The sequence below is a fragment of the Nocardia sp. NPDC051832 genome (assembly GCF_040681285.1).
GTDB lineage: Bacteria > Actinomycetota > Actinomycetes > Mycobacteriales > Mycobacteriaceae > Nocardia.
Map to the genome: position 1 here is coordinate 560,230 of NZ_JBFAYL010000003.1, position 25,752 is coordinate 585,981.

The window sequence follows — 25,752 nt, forward strand, 5'->3', positions numbered from 1 at the left end:
GCCGGACGACCTCAACGCTCGGAAGACCCGTCCCCGTCCCGCCGCTGCTTCGACAGCCGCCACAGGAAATCGGGATCATCATCCGGCCCCAGAACCCGCTTCTGCGGGGCTCGCGGGGCCGGCTCGCCCATCCGTTCCGGACCGAAAGCCTTCCAGCACAGCACCGCGATTACTACGACTGCGATGAGTGCCAACAGGTACGTCACGTGGCTCACCTCCTGGTTAGAAGGTTAGCCGCGTGCGTGCCCGATGCACACCGCAGACACGAAATTGTTGGGTTGGACCGGGCGCGGGCATTGACAGGGACCCGCGCCCCCCGGGCACTCAGCGGACGGATGCCTCGGTGGTCAGCGAACGCAATAGCTGCAGGACTTCGGACTCACGAAACCGGCGGTGACCGCCGGGGGTGCGCAGCGACCCGAGGCGCCCGGCATGGGCCCAGCGGGTGACGGTCTTGGGATCGACGTGGAACATGGCAGCAACTTGTCCCGGTGTCAGCAGGGTGTCCTGGCCGCCGACGGTGATCGCACTCATAGCAAACCTCTCCGTTCTCGACAGTTCCCTCATCAGATGGCGCCATCGTTGCACCCCAACCCCTAGGTACGCGAACCACCTACATTTGGTAAAGGCGAAGTAATGGACAAAACGGATAAGCGCCCGACCTCGGCGATGGGTAGGGACCGAGGGCGGGCAACAGCTTCGCATACGCTGGCAGACGTGAGCGACGCAACTCAGCCAGATCGGGCATCCGCCCAGCAACCCCCGCAGCCGAACAACAAGCGGCTGGTCCGCAATCTCGCCCTGTACACCCTGGCCAGGCTGGTGCTGGTCGCGGTCATCACGGCCGTGATCGTGCTGGTGGCCAAGCTGGTGAAAGTCGAGATCCCGATCGTGGTGGCGGCGCTGTTCGCGCTGATCATCGCGATGCCGCTGTCGCTGACCCTGTTCAAGAAGCTGCGCACGCAGGTCAACGAGGACATCGCGGTGGTCGACGCCCAGCGCCGCCAGGACAAGGCGCAGCTGCGCGCCCGGCTGCGCGGCGAGGCGGAGGACAAGTGAAGTTCTGCGATCAGAGCGCACCGCGGGACTGGGTCGACAACGCGGTCCGCCTGATCGACGCCGACACCCAGCGCAGCGCCGACACGCATCTGCTGCGCTATCCGCTGCCCGCCGAGTGGGGCATTCAGCTGTACCTGAAGGACGAATCGACCCACATCACAGGCAGTTTGAAGCATCGGCTGGCGCGCTCGCTGTTCCTGTACGCGATCTGCAACGGCTGGGTCACCGAGGGCACCACCGTGGTGGAGGCGTCCTCGGGTTCGACCGCCGTCAGTGAGGCGTATTTCGCGAAACTGCTCGGGCTGGACTTCGTCGCGGTCATGCCCGCGAGCACCTCTCCGCAGAAGATCGCCTTGATCGAAGCGCAGGGCGGCCGTTGCCATTTCGTGCAGCGCCCGCCGGATATGTACACCGAGGCGGCGCGGCTGGCCAGCGAGTACAACGGCCACTACATGGACCAGTTCACCAACGCCGAGCGCGCCACCGACTGGCGCGGCAACAACAACATCGCCGAATCCATCTTCCAGCAAATGGAATTGGAGCCGTGCCCGGTCCCGGAGTGGGTCGTGGTCGGCGCGGGCACCGGCGGCACCAGCGCCACCATCGGCCGCTACATCCGCTACCGCCGGCACGCCACCAAACTGGCCGTGGTGGATCCGGAGAACTCCGCGTTCTACGGCGGCTACGAGACCGCCGACGTGGGCTATCAGACCGGAATGCCGTCCCGCATCGAGGGAATCGGCCGGCCGCGGGTGGAGCCGTCGTTCATCGGAGAGGTCATCGACCGGATGATCCACGTGCCCGACGCCGCCTCCATCGCGGCCGCGCGGCACGCCAGCGTCGCCCTCGGCCGGCGGGTGGGCGGGTCCACCGGCACCAACCTGTGGGGTGTGTGGGCGTTGATCGGCGAGATGATCGCCGCGGGCCGCTCCGGCAGTGTCGTCACGTTGATCTGCGATGGCGGGGACCGCTATTCGGGTACCTATTTCGACGATTCCTGGGTCGCCGCGCAGGGCATGAGCCTGGCCGAGCCCACCGCGATTCTGGAGAAGTTCCACGCCACCGGGGCCTGGACCGCTTAGGCCCGCATGCCGGACACCCCCGCGCTCCGCTCGGAGCGCGGGGGTGTTTTTTCTGTGGGCGAACAGCCGCAGTCGTCAATTTTTGTTGACACGAGGCCGCGCGTCAACCAAAATTGACGACATGACAGAAGCAACCAACCTGGCGGCCGCCGCCGGCAGTCCCGACCCCACGGTCGGGCTGCGCGCGGTACTCGCCCTGCGTCGGCTGCTCGAACGATTGGAAGCGATCCAGGTCGCCAACGCCCGCGAACAGGGCTGGTCCTGGCAAGCCATCGCGGAAGCGCTCGAGGTCAGCAAGCAGGCGGTCCACCAGAAGTACAACCGGAGAGGCAGGAGCCGCTGATGTTCGAACGGTTCAGCAAAGAAGCCCGCATGGCCGTGGTCGTCGCGCAGGAAGACGCGCGCGAACTGCACGCCCCGACCATCGATGTCGAGCACGTGCTGCTCGGTCTGTTGTCGCAGGGCGACGACACCTTGAAGGCGCTCCTGGCAGCGTCGGGTCTCACCCACGCGGGAGTGTGGGGCGCACTGTCCGAGCAGGGCGCCGCCGGACCGCTGGGCCAGGCCGACGCGGAGGCGCTGCGTTCCATCGGCATCGACCTCGACGCCGTCCGGGAGAGCCTGGAGGCCACCTTCGGCGAGGACGCCCTCGACCGGGCAGTGCCTGCCGAGGGCAAACGCGGATTCTTCGGGCGGGGCAAAGGCTTCGGGCACATCCCCTTCACTCGCGAGGCGAAGAAGGTGCTGGAGCTGTCGCTGCGGGAAGCCCTGGCCCGCAAGGACAACGGCATCGAAGCGGGACACATCCTGCTCGCCGTCCTGCGCGCGCCGAACGCGACCACCACCCGGCTGCTGGGTGGTTCCGAGGCGATCAGCGAGTTGCGTCCCAAGGTGCACGGACTGCTCGACCGCGCGGCCTGAGGTGTCCGGGGCGATCGGAACCGGACTGGACACCGTGTTGTGCGCGCGCCCCGTCCGCCCATCGGGCCTAGCATGGCCCCATGCAGCTTCTGATTCGGTTGATCATCAACGCAGTGGCCATCTGGCTGGCCGCCGCCTGGGTCGACAAGATCGACATCGTCTATCCGGCGGACCAGGGCAACGGCGGGAAAATCATCACGGTGCTCGTCATCGCGGCGGTGTTCACCCTGGTGAACGCCCTGGTCAAGCCGCTGGTGAAAATGCTCTCGCTGCCGCTGGTGGTGTTGACGCTCGGACTGTTCCTGCTGATCGTCAACGCCCTGATGCTGTTCCTGACCTCCTGGATCACCGACGCGTTCTCCGATTACGGCCTGCACATCGGCAGCTTCTGGGCGGCGCTCCTCGGCGGCATCATCATCTGGCTGGTCAACTGGGTGCTGGGCATCCTGGTGCCCGACAACGACTGACCGGACCGCGGCACTGCCCGGCGCGACGCACCCCCGGTGGACATCCACCGGGGGTGCGTCGCCGGTATTCGGACCTAGGCGAAGGCCAGGGCGAGCGCCGTCAGCGCGGACCACACCAGCAGGGCCAAGCCGGAATCGCGCAGGGCCGGAATGAGTTCCAGCCCCTGTTTGCCGCCGCGCACCGGGGCGTTGGCGCGCACCGCGAGCGGAATCGCGAGCAGTCCGACCAGCACGAACGGCGTCTTCGCGACCAGCGCCAGCGTCGCGATGAACGGGATCACCAGCAGCGCCAGATGCAGTGTGCGGGTGCGCGGATCGCCGAGCTTGACCGCGAGCGTGGTCTTCCCGGACTCGGTATCGGTCGGAATATCGCGCAGATTATTGGCGACCAGCACCGCGCTGGAATACGAACCGACCGCCACCGCGAGCACCACGCCGACCCAGTCGATCTTCTCGGCCTGCACGAACTCGGTGCCGAGCACCGCGATCAACCCGAAGAACACGAATACCGCGATCTCGCCGAATCCGCTGTACCCGTAGGGCTTGCTGCCGCCGGTGTAGAACCACGCGCCCGCCAGGCAGGCGACGCCGACCAGCAGCAGCCACCACGCGGTCGTCGCCGCCAGCACCAGGCCGAGCACCGCGCCGATTCCGAGGCTGATGATCGCCGCGTTCTTCACCGCGCCGGGCGTGGCCAGCTTCGATCCGACCAGCCGCAACGGCCCGACCCGCTCGTCGTCGGTGCCGCGGATACCGTCGGAGTAGTCGTTCGCGTAATTCACGCCCACGATCAGCGCCAGCGAAACAAGCAGCGCGAGAACGGCTTTCCACCACACGAATCCGTCCAGTGCGGCGGCCGCGCCGGTGCCCGCCAGCACCGGCGCGATCGCGTTCGGCAGAGTACGAGGGCGCGCGCCCTCGATCCATTGCGCTGCAGTAGCCATGCGCCGAGCCTAATGGGCGCGCCCGTCCCCGGCCTCCTGGGCGTGCGGCACACCACACGCCCCCCGCCCCGCCACGCGCCGGAAAACCAGGAGGACCGAGCGGGTGCCGCTGGCTTAGGATTGCCGAGGAATGTTGCCGGAACACAGCGGCCCGGACGGGCACAGTCGAGGGACGATGCCCGCAGGCGAATCGGTCGTGGTGGCCCTGCTGGGTGAGATCGCGCTACGCCGCGACGGCACGCTCACCGCGGTCCCGGGCAGCCGATCCCGCCTGCTGCTGGCCGCTCTGGCCCTGCACCCGGGCCGGGCCCGCAGCGCCCAGGCCCTGATCGAGGACGTCTGGGGCGAGCAGCCGCCGCGCGCTCCGATGAACGCCCTGCACACTCAGGTCTCGCGGTTGCGCTCGTCGCTGCCGGACGGTGCACTGGAGATCGGCCCGGCCGGGTATCGGCTGAGCCTGCGGCCCGACCAGGTCGACCTGCCCTTGACGGCGGATCTGCTCCGGGACGCGCGCGCCTGCCTGGACAACGGCGATACGGCGGGCTGCGTCCAGGCGGCGGCGCAGGCGCGTTCGCTCTGGCGGGGTGAACCCGCTGCCGATCTCCCGCCCGGCGGAGTGGCCGACGAACTGTCCACCACCGCCGCGGCCCGGCTGCGCGAACTCGACACCCTCGAACTGACCGCCCGTCAGTCCGGCGGCGACTTCGACGGCGCACTCCGCATCGCCCGTCAGCTGGCCGCCGAACAACCGCTCGACGAACCTGCCCAGCAGACCCTCATGCGCCTGCTGGCGCTGACCGGCCGGGGGAACGAAGCGCTGGAGTCCTTCGCCGCCTTTCGCACTCGGCTCGGCGACCAGCTGGGCGCCGACCCGGGCCGCGACCTGGTCGACCTGAACACCGCGATCCTGCGCGGAGAACCTCTGGGCAGCAACGGCATCGGGCGCCCGCCCGGTTTCGGGCCGATCCACCCCAGCACTCCGCCGCCCGGAAGCGCGCAGCTCTCCGCGGCCGGATCACCACCCGTCGAGGCACCGGATTCGGCACATGGCCGCAATGTGGCAGATCCGGCTCGCCTGGCGACTACTGATCTCGAAAGCCGGGAAACCAGTCGGCCGTCGACCGACTCGCGCGGTACCAGGGGTGTGCCCGCAACACCCGGCAGAACCTCGTCCACTAGTCGGGACCCCTATGCGGATCTAGGCGTGGCGAACCTTGCTGCGCTCGGCGTCACTGATTTTTCCGGCGAAGGTGGCAGTCGCCGAGCCGGTGCAGGCGAAGCGTTCAGTGGCGCCACAGATCCCAGTGTCCGCCGCGAGGGTGGCGCGGCTGTCGCGCCCGAGGCGTCGATGGCGAGCGGGCTGCGCGCCGCGCCGAACGCTCTGCTGGGGCGCGAAGACGATCTGGCCGCGCTCGCGTTGCTGCTGCCCGAGTCGAGGGTGGTGACCGTGCTCGGCCCTGGCGGCACCGGAAAGACCCGCATCGCCAACGAAGTGGGAGCCCGTGCGGCACAGCATCTCCCGGTGGTGCTGGTGGAGCTGGCCTCCATTCGCGCGGACAGCACCGAGGAGGGCGCGCGAGCCGAGATCGAGGGCACGATCAGCGCCGCGCTCGGTTTGAGCGAATTGCCGATGGACACCACCGGATTGCGCAAGCAGTACGTCGCCGACGCTCAGCAGCGGCTGCGTGAGGCGGCGGTCTCCGGTGCTGAGATCTACGAATTGGCTTCGCTGCGAGGGCATTACGTGCCCGAGGCGCGCCAACGCCTGCGGGACGCGCTGGCGGCGCGGCCGATGCTGCTCATCCTCGACAACTGTGAGCACCTCGTCGAAACGGTCGCGGTGGTGGTCGCCGATTTGATCGGCGCCGGTCCGCGGCTGACCGTGCTCTGCACCAGCCGCGCACCGCTGATGATCACCGCCGAGACCGTGTATCCGCTGCCGCCCTTGGCCATCGACGCGGCGGGTTCACCGGCGACCGATCTGTTCATGTCGCGGGCGCGGGCGGTGCGGCCGACGGTCCGGCTGGATCCGGAGGTGGTCGCAGAGCTGTGCCGCACCCTCGATGGCCTGCCGCTCGCCATCGAACTCGCGGCCGCGCGGGTGCGCACGATGAGCGTCGAGGAGATCAACGATCGGCTCACGGATCGATTCACGTTGCTGCGCAGCGGCGATCGCAGTTCCCCGGAACGGCATCGCACGCTGCACGCGGTGATCGATTGGAGCTGGAATCTGCTGGAATCCGATCAGCAGCTGGCCCTGCGCCGAATGTGCCGATTCCCAGCGGGATTCACGCTGTCGGCCGCCGAGGGTGTGGCGGGTGACCTCGGCGATGTCGCGGCGGCCGTGGACGGGCTGGTCAACCAGTCGCTGCTGACCGTGCTCGACGACGAGCAACTCGGCACCCGCTATCGCATGCTGGAAACGGTCCGCGAATACGGCGAGGAACAGCTCGCGCTGGCGGGTGAGTCCGATCAGGTGATGGATCGAATGGTGTTGTGGGCGCGCCGTTTCGCCGTCGAGGCCGCCGCCACCCGGGAGCAGGCCGATCAGATCCGGTTGGCGCTGTCGGTGGCCGCGGAACTCGACAATCTGCTGGCGGTGCTGCGCTACGCGGTGGAGCGGCGCGACTCGGTGACCATGTACACGGTGTTCCCGGTGCTCGGCTGCCTCTGGGTGATCCGCGGGTCGCACGTGGAAGTGATGGCCTGGGTGCGCCGCCTGCTCGCTCTCGACCCCGTCGGCGATCCGGACGAGCCGTCCATCGAGCTACAGATGACCTGCTACCTGCTGGTGTTCCTGCACCTCGCCTACATCGGCGACGACGTGCGCGCCCTGGCCCGGCTCCGGATCCGGGTGCGCCGCTTGCTGCGCCGCCGCGATATCAGCCCGCACGAACAGTTCCTGGGCCGGATCATGGTGACCCGGGCCGACGGCAAGGGCGTCGGCAGGCTGCTCGCCGGGGGCGTCCGCTCCGCCGATCCAGCCACCCGATCCAGTGCGCTGATGCTGCGCGCCAACGTCCGCGAGAACCTGGGCGACGTGCGCGGCTCCACCGTGGACGCCATTCGCGCGCTGGAGGAATTCCCGCCCGCCGAGGTCTGGAACGTGGCCATGGTGTGCCGGCATCTCGGCGGCGTCTGCGGGCAGGTCGCGCGTTACGACGAGGCGGTCACCTATTACACGCGGTGCCTCGAATTGCTCCGGAAACTGGGCACTTCGGAGGAGAGCATCGAAACCCGGGCCCACCTCGCGGCGGCCCTGGTCGGCGCCGGCCAGCTGGCCCGGGCGCGGCAGGAAATCGATCTCGCGCTCGGACCGGACGCCGCGGAGATCGACGCGATCTCCGGCGCGCCGAACCAGCTCGCGGGCATGGTCACCGGCGCCGCGGCCGAACTCGCACTGGCCGAAGGCGATATCGAAGAGGGGCTGCGCCGGCACTGGCGCGCGCTCGAGCTCTACAACTGGCCCGAGCCCACCCTCGGCCCGGGCCCCGGCAGCATCATGCTCGGCGCGATGGCCTTGGACGCGCACATCCTGCACGGCGCGGTCGCCGAATCCGGTGACCTGGCACCCCGCCTGATCGACAACGCCTTGGCGATCCTGAACCAACTCTACGACCTGCCCCAACTCGGCTCGGTAGCCTGCGCGATCGGCTCCTACCTCCTGGCCACCCGCGCCGCCCCGGCCCGCGGCCTGGAACTCCTCGGTCTCGCCACCAGAGTCCAAGCCCGCCAGGACTATCCGTCCATGCAGGTCACCCGCCACCTGGACGCGGCCCGAACCGCCGTCGGCCCCGACCGCGTCGCCGAAACCCTCAACCGCGTCACACATCTGGGGCGCAAACGCGCCGCCGATCGAATCATGGAGCTACTGCAAAAGATTCACGACGGCCGCTGAGCGACAGCGAAAGGCCGAGGGATTCCAGGGAATCCCTCGGCCTGCGCCGGTATTCAGCTGATCACGCCCGGCGCATGTACGCGCGCACCGTGATCGGCGCGATGATCAGGATCACCGCGAGGGAACCGAGCAGCGACCACGCCAGATTCGGGCCGTAGTGGTTGCTGTTCATCAGCTCCTGAGCGGCCTTGACCATGTAGTACACCGGATTGGCGTGGTTGATGGCCTGCAACCAGCCGGGCATCGAGGAGACCGGGGCGAAGGCGCCGGAGACGAAGGTCAGCGGGAACATGATGATCATCGAAATGCCCTGCACCGCCGAGGCGCTCTTGCCGGTGACGCCGACCAGCGCCCAGATCCAGCTGATCGCGAAGGAGCACACGATCACCATCAGGCACGCGGCCAGCACGCCGACGAAGCCGCCGCCGGGGCGGTAGCCCAGGATCAGGCCCATGATCACGGTGAGCGTGGTCGCGATCAGATAGCGGACCATGTCGGCGATCAGTGCGCCCGACAGCGCCGAAATGCGGGCGATGGGCAGCGATTTGAATCGGTCGAAGACACCCTTGTCCATGTCCTCACGCAGCTGGGTGCCGGTGACGATGGAAGTCAGCACCACGGTCTGGACCAGGATGCCGGGGATGAACAGGGGCAGGTAGTTGTCCACCGAGCCGAACATCGCGCCGCCGAAGATGAAGGCGAACAGCGCCGTGAACAGGATCGGCTGGATGGTGACGTCGAAGAGTTGTTCGGGGTTGTGCTTGATCTTCAAGAGCCCGCGATAGGCCATGGTCAGCGAGTGCCGCACCGTTTGGCGCAGGCTGACCCGGTTGCTGACCGCGGGGATCTCGGCGAGGGTGCGGCCGGAATCGGCTGGGGCGGTGAGGGTTGCGGTCATGCCGCGCTCCGTTCGGTGTCGTCGGAGGTCTCCGTCGCGGCCGGGCGGCCGGTGATGGTGAGGAAGACCTCGTCCAGGCTGGGTTTGGAAACGTTGATCTCTTCGACCCCGATCTCCCACTCGCGCAAGCGAATCAACAGATCGGTGGTCATGTCGGCGGTGCGCAGCGGTGCGGTGAGCCGACCGGCTTCGGGGGTGATCTGGGCCTCGGCGCCGAGGAAGTCGCTGACGATGCGGCGGGCTTCGTCGAGCTGGGCCCGGTTGACCAGGGTCAGGTGCAGCGAGGAGCCGCCGACCGAGGCCTTGAGCTCGTCGGCCGTGCCGTCGGCGATCACCTTGCCGTGATCGATGACGGCGATCCGGTCCGCCAGCTGATCGGCCTCGTCCAGATACTGCGTGGTGAGCAGCACCGTCGAGCCCGCACGGACCAGACGGCGGATGGTCTCCCACATCTGGATGCGGGTGCGCGGATCGAGTCCGGTGGTCGGCTCGTCCAGGAACAGCAGCGGCGGCGCGGAGATCAGGCTGGCGGCCAGATCGAGCCGGCGCCGCATGCCGCCGGAGAACTGCTCCAGCGGCTTGCCGGCGGCCTCGGTCAGGTCGAACTCCTCGAGCAGCTCGGCGGTCTTGCGCCGGGCGTCGGCCCGGCTCAGCCCGAGCAGCCGCGAGAAGATCATCAGGTTCTCGGTGGCGGTCAGCTTCTCGTCCACCGAGGCGTACTGCCCGGTGACGCCGATCAGCGAGCGCACGGCGGTCGGCTGCTCGACGACGTCCCGCCCGAAGATCCGGGCGTTACCGCCGTCCGGCCGCAGCAGCGTGGCCAGCATCCGGATGGTGGTGGTCTTGCCGGCCCCGTTCGGTCCCAGCACGCCGTACACCGAACCTTGCGGCACGGCCAGGCTCACGCCATCAACGGCGCGCTGCTCCCCGAACACCTTGACCAGCTCGTTCGCCTCTACGGCGAGTACTGAGGTGGGTGCGAATGAAGTCATGCGACTACAGTGCGCGGCCCGTCTTGCACCGCCCTTGCACGCCGATCACACCGGCTCTTGCACGCCGATCACACCGGCATTGCACGGCGCGCGGTCGAGCTAGTTCGCGGTGTGCTCGGTGAGCAGGAGTTCGCGGACCTTGGCGCGGTTGGGCTTGCCCGGGCCGTGCAACGGGAGCTCGTCGAGGATGGCGAGTTCGCGGGGGGCGGCGATGGCGTCGAGTTCGCGGACGACGTGGTCGCGGAGTTCGTCGAGAGTGGGCGGGGTGGCGCCCTTGGCGGGGACGACCGCTACGGCGACGCGCTGGCCGAGGCGTTCGTCGGGCAGGCCCAGGACGACGCACTCGCTGATCGCCGGGTGGGTGCCCAGCACGGCTTCGACGACCTGGGGGATGACCAGAAGGCCACCAGTCATGATGGCTTCGTCGAGGCGGCCGCTGATGGTCAGGACGCCGTCCTCGTAGACGCCGGCGTCCTCGGTGCGGAACCAGCCGGGTTCGGCGAAGGCCGGGTGGTCGGGCTGATAGCGGTAGCCGACCGCGACCATGGCGCCCCCGAGGACGACGCGGCCGTCTTCGATGCGGACCTCGGTGCCGTCGAGCGGGACGCCGTCGTAGACGCAGCCGCCGCAGGTTTCGCTCATGCCGTAGGTGCGAACCACGTTGATACCGGCGGCTTTAGCGCGTTCGTAGACGTGCGGGGGCGTGGCCGCGCCGCCGACGAGCACACCGTCGAGCTGGGCGAGCGCTTCGGCCGCGACCGGCGCGTCCAGGGCCTTGATGAGCTGGGTCGGGACCAGCGCGGTGTAGCGGCGCGGCCCGCGCATTCCGGAGATGGCTCCCGCCAGCGCTTCCGGGAGGAACCCGCCGGAGACATCGAGCACGGTCGGCTCGGTCCCGGCCTGAATGCTGCGCAGCAGCACCTGGATTCCGGCGATGTGATGGGTCGGCAGCGCCAGCAGCCAGCTGCCCGGTCCGCCCAGCCGCTCATGCGTCGCGGCGCCGCTGGCGCGCAGTGCGGCCGCGCTGAGCATCGCGCCCTTCGGCACACCGGTGGTGCCCGAGGTGGTGACCACGAGCGCGACATCCTCGTCGATCGGTTCGCCCGGGCCGAGCGCGTCGGACAGGCGACGCGCCTCGCGACGGTCGCTGGTGGGGATCGGTAGCCACGCGGGCCCGTTGCCCTCCAACGCTTCCCGCAGATGCGGCAGCACATCGCCGACACCGGACCCGGTGGGCATCGGCAGCGTGCGCAGTTTTCTACTCACGCTCGCACCTCGCCTGCCGTTGATCCTGTCGTGCCCAGAGGCAAGATGCCCATGGTTCGATCGCTGCGCCCTCTCACGGTAGGGATCGTGTCATGCCCGCGCCGCCGCACGCGGAACGGGTCGGTTGGAAAAGAAGCTCAGCTACGCCTGGCATGGTGTCTGCGATTCACTCGTCGGACGGTATGCGTCGGGTGCCCGGACATCGGCGGTCGGACACCTCGGTAATTCGATGGGTGGCAGGGCGCGAGTCACGCTGCCGGACTCGGCGAGAACGCCGCGGGTATCAACGTTATCGTCCTCGCCCGGCCCGGGGTTGGCAACTCGGCCGCCGCTACAAGATCGTTGATCAGTGATCTGAACTGCGGGTATCCCGACGGATCGGATGATCCGGCGGAATTTCGACCAGCACCACCGGTACGCCGTCGGGATCCCGCACCCACATTTCGATCAGGCCCCACGGCTCCCGCACGGGCGGGCGATCGATGGGAATCCCGCGCAGCGCCAATTCCGCCGCCGCGTCCGAAGCCGAGCGCACCTGCAACCAGATCGCCCCCTCGAACCTGCCGGGGGAACCCGATCCGCCGTGCGCCGCCACCTCGACCAGCGACTGCCCAGCGAAGAAGACGGTGCCGCCCGGATACTCCCGCGCGATCGCCAGTCCGAGCGCGTCGCGATAGAACGCGAGCGTGGCCGGATAGTCGGCGGGCCGCAGGATTATCCGGCTGCTGAGGATCTCCATCGTGTCCGTCCGGGTCAGAAGTACCAGGGGTACGGGGTCCAGTCGGGCGCGCGCTTCTCCAGGAAGGAGTCGCGGCCCTCGACGGCCTCGTCGGTCATGTACGCCATCCGGGTGGCCTCGCCCGCGAACAGCTGCTGGCCGACCAGCCCGTCGTCGAGCAGGTTGAACGCGTACTTCAGCATGCGCTGGGCCTGCGGGGATTTGCCGTTGATGTCGGCGGTCCACTCCAGCGCGACGTTCTCCAGCTCGGCATGGTCGACGACCTTGTTCACCGCGCCCATCTGATGCATTTCCTCGGCGGTGTAGGGCCGGCCGAGGAAGAAGATCTCGCGCGCGAACTTCTGGCCGACCATCTTGGCCAGATAGGCGCTGCCGTAGCCGCCGTCGAAGCTGCCCACGTCGGCGTCGGTCTGCTTGAAGCGGGCGTGCTCGCGGCTGGCCAGGGTGAGGTCGCAGACCACGTGCAGGCTGTGCCCGCCGCCCGCGGCCCAGCCGTTGACCAGCGCGATGACGACCTTGGGCATGAAACGGATGAGGCGCTGAACCTCGAGGATGTGCAACCGGCCCGCGCGGGCCTGGTCGACGGTGTCGGCGGTCTCGCCGCTGGCGTACTGGTAGCCGTTGCGGCCGCGGATGCGCTGATCGCCGCCGGAGCAGAAGGCCCAGCCGTCGTCCTTGGGGCTGGGGCCGTTGCCGGTGAGCAGGACCGCGCCGACGTCCGGGGTCATCCGCGCGTGATCGAGGGCGCGGTAGAGCTCGTCGACGGTGTGCGGCCGGAAGGCGTTGCGCACCTCGGGGCGATCGAACGCGATCCGGACGGTGCCCTGGTCGACATGTCGGTGGTAGGTGATGTCGGTCAGGTTCTCGAATCCAGGAACGGGCCGCCACAACTTCGGATTGAACGTCACGCCAGAGATTATCGTCGCGTGGCGCGCACTAGCCAGTGGGCGGTTGGCGAGACTTAGGACTTGACGGTGTAAAAAGACGCGTTACCGTGCAAGTTATGAACGATCGAGTGGAACCTGTTTCAGGCAATGGTGCGCGGCCGCGAATCGACCGCAGCATGGTCGACGAGAGCCGCTACGAGAAGCATGGCGGCTTCCCCAAGGTCTCCCAGGCCGAGATCGGGACGAACTTCGGCCCGTTCGTCGAGGCGATGCGCACCCTGCAAGATCTCGCCGTCTGCGTCGACGCGCCCGATGAGGTCTTCGGCGCGGCCCTCGCCCAGGCGAAGGAGCTGATCGATCTGCTCGAGCCGCATCGCGCTCCCGAACTCCAGGGTCCCGCCGGACGCGCCGTGAAACTTCCCGGCCGCGGTAGCCTGCTGCTCTTGCCCTGGCGCACAGTCGAAGCCGGACCGGACGGCATCACCATGGCGGGCGAGTTCCGCCGATTCCATCTGGGCGGCAACGGCGCCGCGCACGGCGGTGTGCTGCCGCTGCTGTTCGACGACCTGCTCGGCATGATCGTGCACTACGCCGGCCGCCCGATCAGCCGCACCGCGTATCTACATGTGAACTACCGCAAGATCACTCCGCTGGAAACGCCGCTCGCGGTGCGCGGGCGCGTCGACCGGATCGACGGGCGCAAGACTTTCATCACCGCGGAATTGGTCGATGAGCAGGGCGAAATCCTCGCCGATTGTGAAGGACTCATGGTTCAGCTGCTGCCGTGGCAGCCCTGAATCGGGCAGCGCCACATCTTCGCTGCCAGTGGTGCGTATAGTGGCCAGCGCTCGTTCATCGACATCGATCCGGAGGAACCTGAAAGTGGTTGCAGCACTGTCTGAATCCCTGCTCAACGACGCCAATCGTACGGCTTTCCTTGCCGATGCCAAGGAGGTTCTGGACGCCGAGGTGTCGGACAAGGGTGGTGCGTCCGGCCTGGCCGTGAAGGGCGCCTACGCGGCGGCCAAGAAGGTCAGCCCGACCATCGTGCCGGATGCGCTGGAGTCGTTGGCCCCCAAGCTCGTCGAGCAGCTGGAGCCGTTCTGGCAGGAGCACGTGGCCAGCGGCTCGGGCAAGTTCGCCGACCTGCTCGTCTCGAAGTCCGACGCGGTCGCCGAGTCGCTGCTGGCCGTCACCGACGCCCGCGCCGACGCGTCGACCCGCCCGGCTCTGCAGAAGGCCTACTCCGCCGTCCGCTCCTCGGCCAAGAAGAACGTCATCGAGGCCCTGCCGCGCGTCGGCGATCTCGTTCAGCGCCACGCCGGCTGAAATCTCTGCCCGCCGCACACCGAAAATGCCCGCCCCACGGGCACTTCGGTGTGCGGCTTTTTTTCTGCCCGGGGAACCGCTCTGTGCTGGCAGTTACTGTGAGCAGGGTGACGAAGACTCGGGACCTACTGTCTGAGAGGCTGGAGGCGTGAACCCGTCTACAGCACAGGCGCAGGTAGTCGTCGACGAACTTGTGCGCGGGGGTGTGCGGGATGTCGTCCTGTGTCCCGGCTCCCGGAACGCTCCGCTGGCTTTCGCGTTGCAGGCCGCCGACGCGGCCGGGCGGCTGCGACTGCACATGCGGATCGACGAACGCACCGCAGGCTTCCTCGCGATCGGTCTCGCGGTGGCCAGCGGTTGTCCGGTCCCGGTGGTGATGACCTCGGGGACCGCGGTGGCCAATCTCGGTCCCGCTGTGCTGGAGGCGAACTACGCGCGAGTGCCGTTGATCGTGCTCAGCGCGAACCGGCCCTACGAGATGCTCGGCACCGGCGCCAACCAGACCGTCGAACAGCTCGGCCTCTTCGGCAGCCAGGTGCGCGCGACGATCAGCCTCGGGCTGGCCGAACTCGGCGTCGACAACGGCAACGGCTGCTACAGCCAGCAGAACAGCGTGTGGCGTTCGGCGGTGTGCCGGGTGCTGGCCGCCGCGCGCGGCACCCGCTCGGGCAACGCGGGCCCGGTGCATTTCGACATCCCGCTGCGCGAGCCGCTGGTGCCGGATTCGGATGCGGTGGGCGGGCTTCCGGTGCCGGGTGAGGTCGCGCCGCTGGGCCGGGAGGCGGGCCGGCCGTGGACCGCCACGCAATACGCCACGCTCGACGTTCCGCTCGAGATCGATCTCACGCCCGACACCGTGGTGATCTCCGGTCACGGCGCCGGCCTGCGCCCGGAGCTGGCCGCGCTGCCGACCGTCGCGGAACCCACCGCGCCGCTGCACGGCCCGGCCCTGCACCCGCTGGCGCTGGCGCAGTTGCGGCCGCGGCAGGCGATCATCACCGGACGGCCCACCCTGCACCGCCAGGTGTCGCGGGTGCTCGCCGATCCCGAGGTCACCGTTTACGCGCTGACCACCGGCCCGCGCTGGCCCGATGTCTCCGGCAATGTCGTGGGCACCGGAACGCGCGCGGTGACCAGTGGCGCGCCGCGCCCCGAATGGCTCGCGCGCTGCCGCGAATTCAACGCGAAGGCGAGCCAGGTGGTGCGCGAGGAACTCGCACGGCATCCGAAGCCGACGGGCCTGCATGTGGCGGCCGTGGTGCTGGAGGCGCTACGCGACGGCGATCAGCTGCTGCTGGGCGCGTCCAACCCGGTGCGCGACGCCGCACTGGTCTCGCATCCGCGCCCGGGGATCAAGGTGCTGTCCAACCGCGGTGTCGCGGGCATCGACGGCACGGTGTCCTCGGCGGTCGGCGCGGCGCTCGCGCACAGCGGCCGCACCATCGCGCTGATCGGCGACCTGACCTTCCTGCACGACGCGTCCGGCCTGCTGATCGGCCGGGGCGAGCCGCGCCCGGCCGATCTGACCATCGTGGTCGCCAACGACGACGGCGGCGGCATCTTCGAGCTCCTGGAACAGGGCGATCCGCAGTACGCGGGCGTGTTCGAGCGGGTCTTCGGGACACCGCACGGCATGGATCTGGCCGCGCTGTGCGCCGCCTACCGGATTCCGCACCGTCAGGTCGACCCCGGCCAGCTGGCGGTGGAACTGGCCGGGAACGCGCACGGCCTGCGGGTGCTGGAGGTCGCCACGGAGCGGTCCAGCCTGCGGGAACTGCACGCTACGGTGCGCGCGAAGATCTAGATTTCCTCGGTGTACTCCGGGCCGCCCGCCGCGGCGGGTGCGTCCGGATCACCGCGGTACTCGTCGTCCAGCGGCACCGAGATCGACTGCTCGACCACATCGGCCGCGTTCGCCGTGAACGCGTCGCGATCCAGGTGGTCGGCCAGCTCGCGTGCGGATTCCTCGGATTCCGCGGCCGGATCGGGATAGGCCGGGACGGACTGCTCGATCAGGTCGGCTTCGGGAACCTCGTCCAACGTGCGGGTCGTGCTGCGATCGATCATCGTGCGCTCCTCTCCGCGACTGTGTGCTCACCGGATACCCAGAGCCCGGTGCGGGACACCCCCACACTGCGCCGTGCGGGCATATCCGGCAACCAGGCCACCCTGACCGGGCGTTATTCGCTGTCCAGCGCCCCCGTCCCGTTGGCGGGGTACTCCACCAGCGCCAAGGTGCGGTTGGCCATGAACCGCGCGGTGCGCACCGCGGTGCCGGTGCGCGTCACCTCGCTGACTTCGACTACTCCGCGCGCGATGCGCACATCTACTCGCCGCCCCGCTCGGGTGGCGGCGATTTCGTAACTGCGAGACCCGGCGCCGAAGTCGACGACGATCTCCACACGATCACCCTTCATCTTCCAATTCTCCTCTTTTCCAGCGGTTTTCGCCGTTACGACTTGGTGTCGGAGGGTGCTCGGCGATGAGTTCCGGCGGCTCGCGCCGTCTTATCGGCAGAGGATGTCCCTTGCCCGAAGGAGCCCCATGAACCCCGCATTCGACTTCGAATCCGCCGCCTCCGCGATGGCGGCGGTAGTCGCCGGTATCTCCGGTGACCAGCTGGCCGCCCCGACCCCGATGGCCGAGACCGATGTGCGCGATCTGCTCGTTCATGTGATCGGTCTGACCGAAGCCTTTCGGCAGGCCGCGACCAAGGAGGCGGTCGGCCGTTCCGAAGCGCCCCGGATCGGTCCGGAGGCCGAACTGGTTCCCGATTGGCGGGACCGTGTTCCGGCGCAGTTGAAGGCTTTGGTCGAGGCGTGGCGGGAGCCCGCGGCCTGGGCGGGCGAGACCGAAGCCGGCGGCGTCACGATGCCCGCCGAGATCATGGCCGTCGTCGCGCTGGACGAGCTGGTCATCCATGGCTGGGATCTCGCCCAGGCCACTGGTCAGCAGCTCACCGTCCGCGACTCCGACCTTGCCGTCCTGCTCGAATTCCTGCGCGACACTCCGCCGGAAGGCACCCCCGGCCTCTTCGGCCCCGTCGTCCCGATTCCGGACGACGCACCCGTCTTCCACCGCGTGCTCGCCCTGACGGGCCGAAACCCGGCATAGTCAGCAGAGTTCGCCCGCCCGTCGCCCGACCACCACCCCCCACGGAATCGCTCCGCGATGCTGTGTGGACCGCCATAGCCCGGTGATCATGCTTCGCATTAGTGTCGGGGTGTGGCGAAAACAGAGCGGCGGGAATCGGTTCGGGCCTCGCTGGACAAGCAGCCGCACGAGGTCGCGTCGATGTTCGACGGGGTCGCGAAGCGGTACGACATCACCAACACCGTTATTTCCGGTGGCCAGGATCGGTATTGGCGCTGGGCGGTGCGGAAAGCGGTAGCGCCGCGCCCCGGTGAGCGGGTGCTCGACCTCGCCGCCGGCACCGGCGTGTCCACCCTGGATCTGGCGAAGTCCGGCGCCTGGTGCCTCGCGGCCGATTTCTCCCAGGGCATGCTGCAGGCCGGGCAGTACCGGAACGTCCCGATGGTCGCGGCCGACGCGACCGCGCTGCCGTTCGCCGACGACTCCTTCGACGCGGTGACCATCTCCTACGGACTGCGCAACATCTCCGAGAGCGAGCAGGCGCTGCGCGAGATGCTGCGCGTCACCAAGCCCGGCGGCCGGTTGGTGGTGGCCGAGTTCTCCACGCCGGTGATCCCGGTGTTCAAGACCGTCTACATGGAGTACCTGATGAAGGCGCTCCCGCAGGTCGCGCGGGCCGTCAGCAGTAACCCCGACGCCTACGTATACCTCGCCGAGTCCATCCGGGCCTGGCCGAATCAGCGGCAGCTGGCGTTGCGGATCGCCGACGCGGGCTGGTCCTCGGTGAAGTGGCGCAATCTGACCGGCGGCATCGTGGCGCTGCACCGCGGGTACAAGCTCTGAGACGTGGTGAGATCACTCACGCATGAGGTTTCCGGGCGGTAAAACGCCAGGTCAGCTCCAGATCTCACGGCCGGAAATTTCTCCGGTGAGGAAAATTGTCATCTGCCGCTAACGCGGGGTAAATGGCCCGCAATGGCTGATCGCCATGATCGGTGGCATGACCGACGCAGGAAGGACTTCCGCCCGCACGGCGTGCTCGTACTGCGGCGTGGGCTGCGGCATCACGGTCGAGACCAAGCCGGGTCCGGATGGTGCGCCGGTGATCGCGAAGGTCAGCGGGGACAAGCTGCACCCGGCGAACGCGGGCCGGTTGTGCACCAAGGGCGCCACGCACGCGGAGCTGATGCGCGCGCCGGGCCGGATGGCCACCGCATACCGGCGGCCCGAACGCGGGCAGGCGCCGGTGCCGGTCCCGGTGGACGCGGCCGTGCGCGAAGCCGCCGACCGCTTGCGCGCCATCCTCGACGCGCACGGCCCCGACGCCCTCGCGCTCTACGTCTCCGGTCAGCTGTCGCTGGAAGCGCAGTACCTGGTGACCAAGCTGGCCAAGGGTTATCTGCGGACCGTCCACCTGGAAGCCAACTCGCGGCTGTGCATGGCCAGCGCGGGCACCGGCTACAAGCAGTCGCTCGGCGCCGACGGCCCGCCCGGCTCCTACGACGACTTCGAGCACGCCGACCTGTTCTTCGCGATCGGCGCGAACCTGGCCGACTGCCATCCGATCCTGTTCCTCCGCATGGCGGATCGGCTCAAGGCCGGGGCGAAATTGATCGTCGCCGACCCGCGCCGCACCGACACCGCCGCCCGCGCCGACCTGTTCTTGCAGCTGCGGCCGGGCACCGATCTGGCGCTGTTGAACGGACTGCTGCACCTGCTCGTCGACAACGACGACATCGACAAGGATTTCATCGCCGCGCACACCGAGGGCTGGGAAGCGATGCCCGAGTTCCTCGCCGAGTACACCCCGGCCCGGGTCGCCGAGATCACCGGTTTGGCCGAGGCCGACATCCGCACCGCCGCCCGGTGGATCGGCGAAGCGGGCGAGTGGATGTCGCTGTGGACGATGGGGCTGAACCAGTCCACCCACGGCACCTGGAACACCAATGCCCTGTGCAACCTGCACCTGGCCACCGGCGCGATCTGCCGGCCGGGCAGCGGGCCCTTCTCGCTGACCGGTCAGCCGAACGCCATGGGCGGACGCGAAATGGGCTACATGGGACCGGGTTTGCCCGGTCAGCGCAGTCTGCTCGTGCCCGCCGATCGCGCGTTCGTGGAAACCGCCTGGGGCCTGGCGCCCGGGACCATTCGCACCGAGGCCGGGCCGGGCACCGTCGAGATGTTCCGCGAGATGGCCGACGAGAAGATCAAGGCCGCCTGGATCATCTGCACCAATCCCGTTGCCTCCATGGCGAACCGGAAGACGGTCATCGCTGGGTTGGAAGCCGCGGAACTGGTGATCGTGCAGGACGCCTACCTCGACACCGCGAGCAACGCCTACGCCGATCTGCTGCTGCCCGCGACGCTGTGGGCCGAAGCCGATGCGCTGATGGTGAATTCGGAGCGCAACCTGACCTTGTTGCAGCGCAGCGTGGACCCGATCGGCGAGGCGCGGCCGGACTGGCTGCTGATCGCACAGGTCGCCACGGCCCTGGGCTTCCCCGGGTTCGACTACGCCTCCAGCGCCGAGGTTTTCGCCGAGATCAAGCGCTTCGCCAATCCCGCCACCGGCTATGACCTGCGGGGGATGAGCTACGAAGAACTGCGCGCGGGACCGATGCAGTGGCCGTGCCCGGAGCCCGGTCGGCGCCGCAACCCCATTCGCTACCTGAACGACGGCGTCAGCCAGGATCTTTTCGTCGACGAGGCCGGGCGGCAGCCGCGGCTGGCGTTCGCCACGCCGAGCCGCCGGGCGGTGTTCTGGCCGCGCCCGCACATGCTGCCCGCGGAGATGCCGGACGACGACTACCCGTTCGTGCTGAATACCGGCCGCCTGCAACATCAGTGGCACACCATGACCAAGACCGGCCGGATCGACAAGCTGACCAAACTGACCGGGCAGCCGTTCGTCGAAGTGCATCCCGAGGATGCCGAGCGGCTCGGGCTGGCCGCGGGCGATCAGCTCGAAATCGCGTCCCGGCGCGGGCGGGCGGTGCTGCCCGTGCGGATCAGCGACCGGGTGCGCCCCGGTGACTGTTTCGCGCCGTTCCACTGGAACGACGAGCAGGGGGAGTATTTGACCATCAACGCCGTCACCAACGACGCGGTCGATTCTGCCTCGCTACAGCCGGAATTCAAGGCCTGTGCGGTACAACTGCGCCGGGTCGCTGTCGTTCCCGCCCCGGAAACCCCTGCCGTCCTATCGCCGACCCAGCATCCCCTGGCGGTGATGCTGGGGCTCGAGGCCGGCGTCGCGCCCACCTTGAGCGATGTCGAGCAGATCTACCTGAGCGGGTATCTGGCCGCGCTGCAATCGCTTCCGGTGGCGGGCCAGCCGGTGCTACCGGAGTCCGCGCCGTTGTCCAGCCGCAGCCGGCTGTGGATCGACGGGCTGCTGGCCGGAATGTATTCCCGCACCGCCGGCGCCGAGGCGGGCGCCCCGGCCGAAGAGCTCGCGGCCAAACAGGTCACGGTGCTGTGGGCGTCGCAGACCGGCAATGCCGAGGAGTTCGCGGCCTCGGTGGCCGAGCAGCTCGCCGAATCCGGTTTCGCGCCACGGCTGCTCGCGATGGACGCCTGTGCACTGAGCGCGCTGACCGGGGATGTGCTGGTGATCACCAGCACCTTCGGCGACGGTGGTCCGCCCGACAACGGCGCGGACTTCTGGGAACGCCTGGACGACAGCGTGACCCGGTTCACCGGCCTGCGGTACGCGGTGTTCGCCCTCGGCGACTCCTCCTACGACGACTTCTGCGGGCACGGACGCAAACTCGATCAGAAGCTCGCCGAACGCGGTGCGACCCGGTTGCTTCCGCGCGTCGACAGCGAGCCGGACTACGAGGAATCGGCTGCCCGCTGGCTGGACGAGGTGCGCACCGCCCTCGGCGGTGACACCGATCCCGACGGTGGCTCGGCCGATCGTGTGGTGGAACAGCTTCCGGCGGAACGGGAGTTCGCCGGCGCCCGGATTCAGACCCAGCCCCGGCCCAGCGGATCCACGCTGCTCCTGCCGAGCGCACCCGCGCCGAGCCGTACCCGCCGACCCGGACCGGCATTGTTCACCCGCAACGCCCCGCTCTCGGCGCCGCTGGTGCGCAACGAGATCCTGTCCCGGCCCGGTTCCCCGAAGGAGGTGCGCCAGTTCGGGTTCGACCTGCGCGGCCTCGAGGCCGGGTACGAGGTCGGCGACTCCCTGGGCATCTGGCCGTCGAACTCCGAGTCCCTGGTCGCCGAGTGGCTGGCCGCCACCGGCCTCGACGGCCGTCGCGTCATCGACATCGACGACCGTGAACTGCCTTTGGCCGAGGCGCTGCGCACCCGCTACGACATCACCAAGGTCAGCCACGACCTGCTCAGCTTCCTCGCCGAGCGCAATCCCAGTGTGCGACTGGCGAAACTGCTGCGCCGCGACAACCGCAACGAGCTCGACAGCTACCTGTGGGACCGGCAGGCCGTGGATGTCCTGCGCGATTTCCCGGTGCAAGCCGATCTCGTCGAATGGCTCGGCGCCCTGAAAAAGCTACAGCCGCGCCAGTATTCGATCTCCTCCTCGCCGCTGGTCGACCCGGACGAGGTGCAGCTGACCGTCGGCATCGTCCGCTACGGCGATCCGGTCGCCTCGGCCGACCGCCGCGGCGGCGTCTGCTCTACCTTTCTCGCCGACCGCGGCGCCGACACCCAGGTCCCGATCTTCCTGCAGCGCGCGCCGCACTTCCGCCCGCCCCTGGACCCGACCGCTCCGATGATCATGGTCGGTCCCGGCACCGGCATCGCGCCTTTCCGCGGTTTCCTCCAGGAACGCCGGGCCCTGGGCGCCACCGGACGCAACTGGCTCTTTTTCGGCGAGCAGCACGCCGCGCAGAATTTCTACTACCGCGCCGAACTGGAGGACATGTTCCGGTCCGGTTTCCTCACCCGCCTCGATCTCGCCTTCTCCCGGGACCAGCGCGAGCGCGTCTATGTGCAGCACCGGATGATCGAGCACGGCGCCGAACTGTGGTCCTGGCTGCGCGACGGCGGCCACTTCTACGTCTGTGGCGACGCCGCGCGCATGGCCAAGGACGTCGACGACACCCTGCTCGCCATCGCCCGCATCCACGGCAAACTCGACGAGGACGCGGCGCTCGCTTTCAAGAAGCAGCTGATCGCCGACAAGCGCTACGTCCGCGACGTGTACTGACCTGTGCGCCACCGGAACCGTTAGACGGCAGGCGGATTGAGCCGGGCGAAGTCCGGCAGACGGTAGTACGGGTAATAGGGGTAGGGCGGTGTGGTGGCACTGGCCTTGTCCAAACGGGCGACCTGCTCGGCCTCGAGCTCCCAGCCGACGGCGCCCAGGTTCTGCCGCAACTGTTCCTCGTTGCGCGCGCCCACGATGACCGTCGCCACCGTCGGCCGCCGGAGCAGCCAGTTCAACGCGATCTGCGGCACGGTCTTGCCCGTTTCCGCCGCGATCTCGTCGAGCACGTCGACGACGTCGTAGAGCACCTCGTCATCCACCGGCGGGCCCGCCTCGGCGGTCTGATGCAACCGGCTGCCGGCCGGAAGCGGCTGTCCGCGACGGATTTTGCCGGTGAGCCGGCCCCAGCCGAGCGGGCTCCACACGACCGCGCCGACACCCTGGTCCTGGCCGAGCGGCATCAGTTCCCATTCGTAGTCGCGGCCGACCAGCGAGTAGTAGACCTGGTGCGCCACATAGCGAGTCAGCCCGTGGCGGTCCGCGGCGGCGAGTGATTTCATCAGCTGCCAGCCCGCGAAGTTGGAGGCGCCGAGGTAGCGGATCTTGCCTGCCCGGACCAGATCGTCCAGCGCCGCAAGGGTTTCCTCGACCGGGGTGTGCGCGTCGAAGGCGTGCAGCTGGAACAGGTCGAGGTGATCCACGCCGAGCCGTCGCAGCGATCCCTCGACCGCGCTGATCAACCGCGCCCGGCCGGACCCCGCGTCGTAGGGCCCGGGTCCGGTCGGCAGGCTCGCCTTGGTCGAGAGCAGCAGCTGATCGCGCCGGCCCTTGATGGCCGCGCCGAGCACCTCTTCCGAAGCGCCGTCGGAATAGACGTCGGCCGTATCGAACATGGTCACGCCGGCTTCCAGGCTGATGTCGACCAGCCGCCGGGCCTGCTCCGCATCGGTATCACCCCAGGCGCTGAACAGCTCACCTCGTCCGCCGAAGGTGCCCGCGCCGAAGCTCAAAGCCGGGACGACCAAACCTGAGGCGCCGAGCCGCTGGTACTCCATGATGACTCCTAAAGGGTCTATAGTTCCGTTAACGCGGAGAACGCTACACCCAATTGGCCACAAATGGAACTGGAGACCCATTAATGCCTGAAGAAGAGCTGTCACCAGGCTCGATCCGACCCGGCGGCCGCACCGCCCGGGTCCGCGAAGCGGTCCTGCGCACCGCCGGCGACCTGCTCGCCGAGCACGGCTTCGCTCACCTGGACCTCACCGAGGTCGCCGCCAAAGCCGAAGTCGGCAAGACCACCGTCTACCGCCGCTGGGGCACCGTCCCGGCCCTGGTCGCCGACCTCCTCGCCGACATGGCCGAGCAATCCGTCGCGCGCGCCGACACCGGCTCCCTGCTCGGCGATCTCACCGCCAACGCCCGCCTGGTCGCCGCAACCCTCGCCGACCCCCGCCAGGGCCGCCTCTTCCGCGCCGTCATAGCCGCCGCCACCTGCGACGAAACCGCGGCCACCGCCCTGCACCGCTTCTACGACATCCGTCTCACCGAGTGGGGTCCCTGCGTCGAAGCCGCCATCTCCCGCGGCGAAGCCCCGCCCGGCACCAACTCTCGAGCCGTCCTCTCCGCGGTCTCGGCCCCCCTCTACTACCGCCTCCTCGCCAGCGGCGACCCCATCACCGAAACCATCGCCGACCAATCCGCCTTGGCGGCCGTAAACGCCGTCACCGCAGGCATATTCGTCACCAGCTGAGAGAGCCATTCGCAGGTCGCCGTGCACGTGGCGGCGCGCCCGATCAGGCGGTGTGCGGCAACTGAATTCGGGTGCCGGTGACGTCGGCGTAGTGGCCCATCAGCTCGGTACAGATCGCGGGCCAGGTGCGATGCAGAACGGATTTGCGCGCGGCCCTGGCGAATCGGGCGCGAATGTCTGGATCGCGGAGGGCGCCAACGGCACTCGGGAGAAGTTCGCTGAACCGGTCGACCGGCAGCAGGTATCCGTTGCGGCAGTGGGCGATCAGGTCGCGGGGTCCGCCCGCGTCAGGGCCGATCACCGGGACGCCCGAGGACAGGGCTTCCTGCACGCCCTGGCAGAAGGTTTCGTGTTCGCCCGCGTGGACCATCACGTCGAGGGAGGCGTAGGCCTCGGCGAGTTCGGTGCCACCCAGTTCGCCGGTGAAGATCGCTGTGGGCATCAGGGCCGCGAGCTCGGCGCGATCCGGCCCGTCGCCGACGATGACCAGCTGGATGGCCGGGTCGTCGGCGAGGACGGCCAGGCGCTCGACATGCTTCTCGGGGGCGAGGCGGCCGACGAACCCGACGAGCAGTTTCTCGTGTCCCGCCAGCCACCGCGCACGGAGCTCGGCGCGCTGGGCATTGGGGTTGAACCGGGTGATGTCGACGCCTCGGCCCCAGCGGTGGACGCGTGGAATGCCATGGTCGGCAAGGTCTTCGGCGGCCGCCGTGGAGGGGGCGAGGGTGCGGGTCGCGCCTTCGTGCAGGCGGCGGGTCCAGGCCCAGGCGGCGCGGCTGGCCAGGCCGAGGCCGTAGCTCTTGGCGAAACCGGCGACATCGGTCTGATAGACCGCGATCGTCGGCAGATCCAGGCGCAGAGCCGCGCCGAGACCGCCCGCGCCGAGCAGGAAGGGGGAGGCCAGGTGCACGACGTCGGCGTCGAAATCTCGGATGGCGGCGGTGATTCCGGGCTGCGGCAGGCCCACCGGCAACGAGCTGATCTTCGGGACCATCATGGCGGGGACCCGGTGCACCGGAAAGCGACCCTGTGCGCGGGGCGCGGGCGGGACGCCCCGGACGGTGTCGGGCGCGATGATCAGCGCGTCATGGCCGTGCTGGTCCAGATGATCCAGCACCCGCAGAACTGAGTTCACGACGCCGTTCATATTCGGCAGAAACGACTCCGCGACGATCGCTACACGCACCTGCTCAGACTGACCGGCGCAGCGCGCCGGGCCTCGACGGCGACGTGAAGCGCATGGAA

The 25,752-nt window shown here is 68.8% G+C and carries 25 protein-coding genes; 13 read left to right on the plus strand and 12 right to left on the minus strand.

Annotated features, from left to right (window positions below; all coding sequences use genetic code 11):
- Positions 1-11: 11 nt before the first annotated feature.
- Together AB0M14_RS20460 and AB0M14_RS20465 are read right to left on the minus strand one after the other, a co-directional pair.
- Entirely contained in the window at positions 12-206 is a 195-nt protein-coding gene (locus AB0M14_RS20460) for a hypothetical protein (protein ID WP_364997203.1), read from the minus strand.
- A 118-nt stretch (positions 207-324) separates the two neighbouring features.
- Complete coding sequence (locus AB0M14_RS20465; protein ID WP_209886541.1) at positions 325-534, minus strand: BldC family transcriptional regulator; 210 nt, start codon at positions 532-534, stop codon at positions 325-327.
- Between the two features lie 183 nt (positions 535-717).
- Here AB0M14_RS20465 and AB0M14_RS20470 point away from each other — a divergent pair, with 183 nt between their 5' ends.
- The 5 genes from AB0M14_RS20470 to AB0M14_RS20490 all read left to right on the plus strand — a co-directional run bounded on the left by AB0M14_RS20470 (position 718) and on the right by AB0M14_RS20490 (position 3,529).
- Positions 718-1,059, plus strand: coding sequence for a DUF4229 domain-containing protein (locus tag AB0M14_RS20470; RefSeq protein ID WP_364997206.1), 342 nt, complete (start codon positions 718-720; stop codon positions 1,057-1,059).
- Positions 1,056-2,141 carry a PLP-dependent cysteine synthase family protein gene (locus AB0M14_RS20475; protein WP_364997208.1) on the plus strand — a complete coding sequence of 362 codons (1,086 nt, stop codon included), beginning with the start codon at positions 1,056-1,058 and terminating at the stop codon, positions 2,139-2,141. Before AB0M14_RS20470 ends, AB0M14_RS20475 begins: the two co-directional genes overlap by 4 nt.
- A 121-nt stretch (positions 2,142-2,262) precedes the next feature.
- On the plus strand, positions 2,263-2,484 hold the full coding sequence (locus AB0M14_RS20480; RefSeq protein WP_364997210.1) for a helix-turn-helix domain-containing protein: 222 nt from the start codon (positions 2,263-2,265) through the stop codon (positions 2,482-2,484).
- A complete protein-coding gene (locus AB0M14_RS20485; RefSeq protein WP_364997212.1) occupies positions 2,484-3,062 on the plus strand; it encodes a Clp protease N-terminal domain-containing protein in 579 nt (192 codons plus the stop codon). Before AB0M14_RS20480 ends, AB0M14_RS20485 begins: the two co-directional genes overlap by 1 nt.
- Positions 3,063-3,142: 80 nt before the next feature.
- Positions 3,143-3,529 carry a phage holin family protein gene (locus AB0M14_RS20490; protein ID WP_364997214.1) on the plus strand — a complete coding sequence of 129 codons (387 nt, stop codon included), beginning with the start codon at positions 3,143-3,145 and terminating at the stop codon, positions 3,527-3,529.
- A gap of 74 nt (positions 3,530-3,603) precedes the next feature.
- Here AB0M14_RS20490 and AB0M14_RS20495 read toward each other — a convergent pair whose 3' ends face one another.
- The gene (locus AB0M14_RS20495) at positions 3,604-4,473 is read right to left on the minus strand and encodes a 1,4-dihydroxy-2-naphthoate polyprenyltransferase (RefSeq protein WP_364997216.1); all 870 of its coding nucleotides are present in this window, start codon (positions 4,471-4,473) and stop codon (positions 3,604-3,606) included.
- A 175-nt stretch (positions 4,474-4,648) separates the two neighbouring features.
- Between AB0M14_RS20495 and AB0M14_RS20500 the strand changes: the two genes are divergently transcribed.
- Positions 4,649-8,371: a BTAD domain-containing putative transcriptional regulator gene (locus AB0M14_RS20500; RefSeq protein WP_364997218.1), complete on the plus strand. Its 3,723-nt coding sequence runs from the start codon at positions 4,649-4,651 to the stop codon at positions 8,369-8,371.
- A gap of 61 nt (positions 8,372-8,432) precedes the next feature.
- Here the strand turns inward: AB0M14_RS20500 and AB0M14_RS20505 are convergent, their stop codons facing one another.
- From AB0M14_RS20505 to AB0M14_RS20525, 5 genes are all read right to left on the minus strand, one after another.
- Positions 8,433-9,269 carry an ABC transporter permease gene (locus AB0M14_RS20505; RefSeq protein WP_364997220.1) on the minus strand — a complete coding sequence of 279 codons (837 nt, stop codon included), beginning with the start codon at positions 9,267-9,269 and terminating at the stop codon, positions 8,433-8,435.
- The gene (locus tag AB0M14_RS20510) at positions 9,266-10,261 is read right to left on the minus strand and encodes an ATP-binding cassette domain-containing protein (protein WP_364997222.1); all 996 of its coding nucleotides are present in this window, start codon (positions 10,259-10,261) and stop codon (positions 9,266-9,268) included. The genes AB0M14_RS20505 and AB0M14_RS20510 overlap by 4 nt, the downstream gene beginning before the upstream one ends.
- Positions 10,262-10,360: 99 nt before the next feature.
- Positions 10,361-11,500, minus strand: coding sequence for an o-succinylbenzoate--CoA ligase (menE, locus tag AB0M14_RS20515; protein WP_364998980.1), 1,140 nt, complete (start codon positions 11,498-11,500; stop codon positions 10,361-10,363).
- Between the two features lie 373 nt (positions 11,501-11,873).
- Entirely contained in the window at positions 11,874-12,266 is a 393-nt protein-coding gene (locus AB0M14_RS20520; RefSeq protein WP_364997224.1) for a VOC family protein, read from the minus strand.
- A gap of 14 nt (positions 12,267-12,280) precedes the next feature.
- Positions 12,281-13,174, minus strand: a complete 894-nt coding sequence (locus AB0M14_RS20525) for a 1,4-dihydroxy-2-naphthoyl-CoA synthase (RefSeq protein WP_364997226.1) — start codon at positions 13,172-13,174, stop codon at positions 12,281-12,283.
- A 155-nt stretch (positions 13,175-13,329) separates the two neighbouring features.
- Here AB0M14_RS20525 and AB0M14_RS20530 point away from each other — a divergent pair, with 155 nt between their 5' ends.
- The 3 genes from AB0M14_RS20530 (at position 13,330) to menD (ending at position 16,286) form a co-directional block, all read left to right on the plus strand.
- Positions 13,330-13,950 (plus strand): PaaI family thioesterase, encoded by a 621-nt coding sequence (locus AB0M14_RS20530; RefSeq protein ID WP_364998982.1) that lies wholly within the window; start codon positions 13,330-13,332, stop codon positions 13,948-13,950.
- 85 nt (positions 13,951-14,035) lie between these two features.
- Positions 14,036-14,482: a hypothetical protein gene (locus tag AB0M14_RS20535; protein ID WP_364997228.1), complete on the plus strand. Its 447-nt coding sequence runs from the start codon at positions 14,036-14,038 to the stop codon at positions 14,480-14,482.
- 148 nt (positions 14,483-14,630) lie between these two features.
- Entirely contained in the window at positions 14,631-16,286 is a 1,656-nt protein-coding gene (menD, locus tag AB0M14_RS20540) for a 2-succinyl-5-enolpyruvyl-6-hydroxy-3-cyclohexene-1-carboxylic-acid synthase (RefSeq protein ID WP_364997230.1), read from the plus strand.
- On the opposite strand, the gene AB0M14_RS20545 is transcribed toward menD, so the two are convergent.
- Both AB0M14_RS20545 and AB0M14_RS20550 read right to left on the minus strand, forming a co-directional pair.
- Entirely contained in the window at positions 16,283-16,549 is a 267-nt protein-coding gene (locus AB0M14_RS20545) for a hypothetical protein (RefSeq protein WP_364997232.1), read from the minus strand. The genes menD and AB0M14_RS20545 overlap by 4 nt on opposite strands.
- 113 nt (positions 16,550-16,662) lie before the next feature.
- Positions 16,663-16,899: a hypothetical protein gene (locus AB0M14_RS20550; RefSeq protein ID WP_364997233.1), complete on the minus strand. Its 237-nt coding sequence runs from the start codon at positions 16,897-16,899 to the stop codon at positions 16,663-16,665.
- 127 nt (positions 16,900-17,026) lie between these two features.
- On the opposite strand from AB0M14_RS20550, the gene AB0M14_RS20555 reads away from it, so the two are divergent.
- From AB0M14_RS20555 to AB0M14_RS20565, 3 genes are all read left to right on the plus strand, one after another.
- On the plus strand, positions 17,027-17,596 hold the full coding sequence (locus AB0M14_RS20555; protein ID WP_364997235.1) for a TIGR03086 family metal-binding protein: 570 nt from the start codon (positions 17,027-17,029) through the stop codon (positions 17,594-17,596).
- Positions 17,597-17,707: 111 nt separating this feature from the next.
- The gene (locus tag AB0M14_RS20560; RefSeq protein WP_364997237.1) at positions 17,708-18,418 is read left to right on the plus strand and encodes a demethylmenaquinone methyltransferase; all 711 of its coding nucleotides are present in this window, start codon (positions 17,708-17,710) and stop codon (positions 18,416-18,418) included.
- 145 nt (positions 18,419-18,563) lie between these two features.
- Positions 18,564-22,754 (plus strand): bifunctional nitrate reductase/sulfite reductase flavoprotein subunit alpha, encoded by a 4,191-nt coding sequence (locus tag AB0M14_RS20565; protein WP_364997239.1) that lies wholly within the window; start codon positions 18,564-18,566, stop codon positions 22,752-22,754.
- A gap of 20 nt (positions 22,755-22,774) precedes the next feature.
- Here AB0M14_RS20565 and AB0M14_RS20570 read toward each other — a convergent pair whose 3' ends face one another.
- Complete coding sequence (locus AB0M14_RS20570; RefSeq protein ID WP_364997241.1) at positions 22,775-23,809, minus strand: aldo/keto reductase; 1,035 nt, start codon at positions 23,807-23,809, stop codon at positions 22,775-22,777.
- A gap of 83 nt (positions 23,810-23,892) precedes the next feature.
- Between AB0M14_RS20570 and AB0M14_RS20575 the strand changes: the two genes are divergently transcribed.
- Positions 23,893-24,507 (plus strand): TetR-like C-terminal domain-containing protein, encoded by a 615-nt coding sequence (locus tag AB0M14_RS20575; RefSeq protein ID WP_364997243.1) that lies wholly within the window; start codon positions 23,893-23,895, stop codon positions 24,505-24,507.
- 43 nt (positions 24,508-24,550) lie between these two features.
- Here the strand turns inward: AB0M14_RS20575 and AB0M14_RS20580 are convergent, their stop codons facing one another.
- Positions 24,551-25,693, minus strand: coding sequence for a glycosyltransferase family 1 protein (locus AB0M14_RS20580; protein ID WP_364997245.1), 1,143 nt, complete (start codon positions 25,691-25,693; stop codon positions 24,551-24,553).
- Between the last annotated feature and the right edge of the window lie 59 nt (positions 25,694-25,752).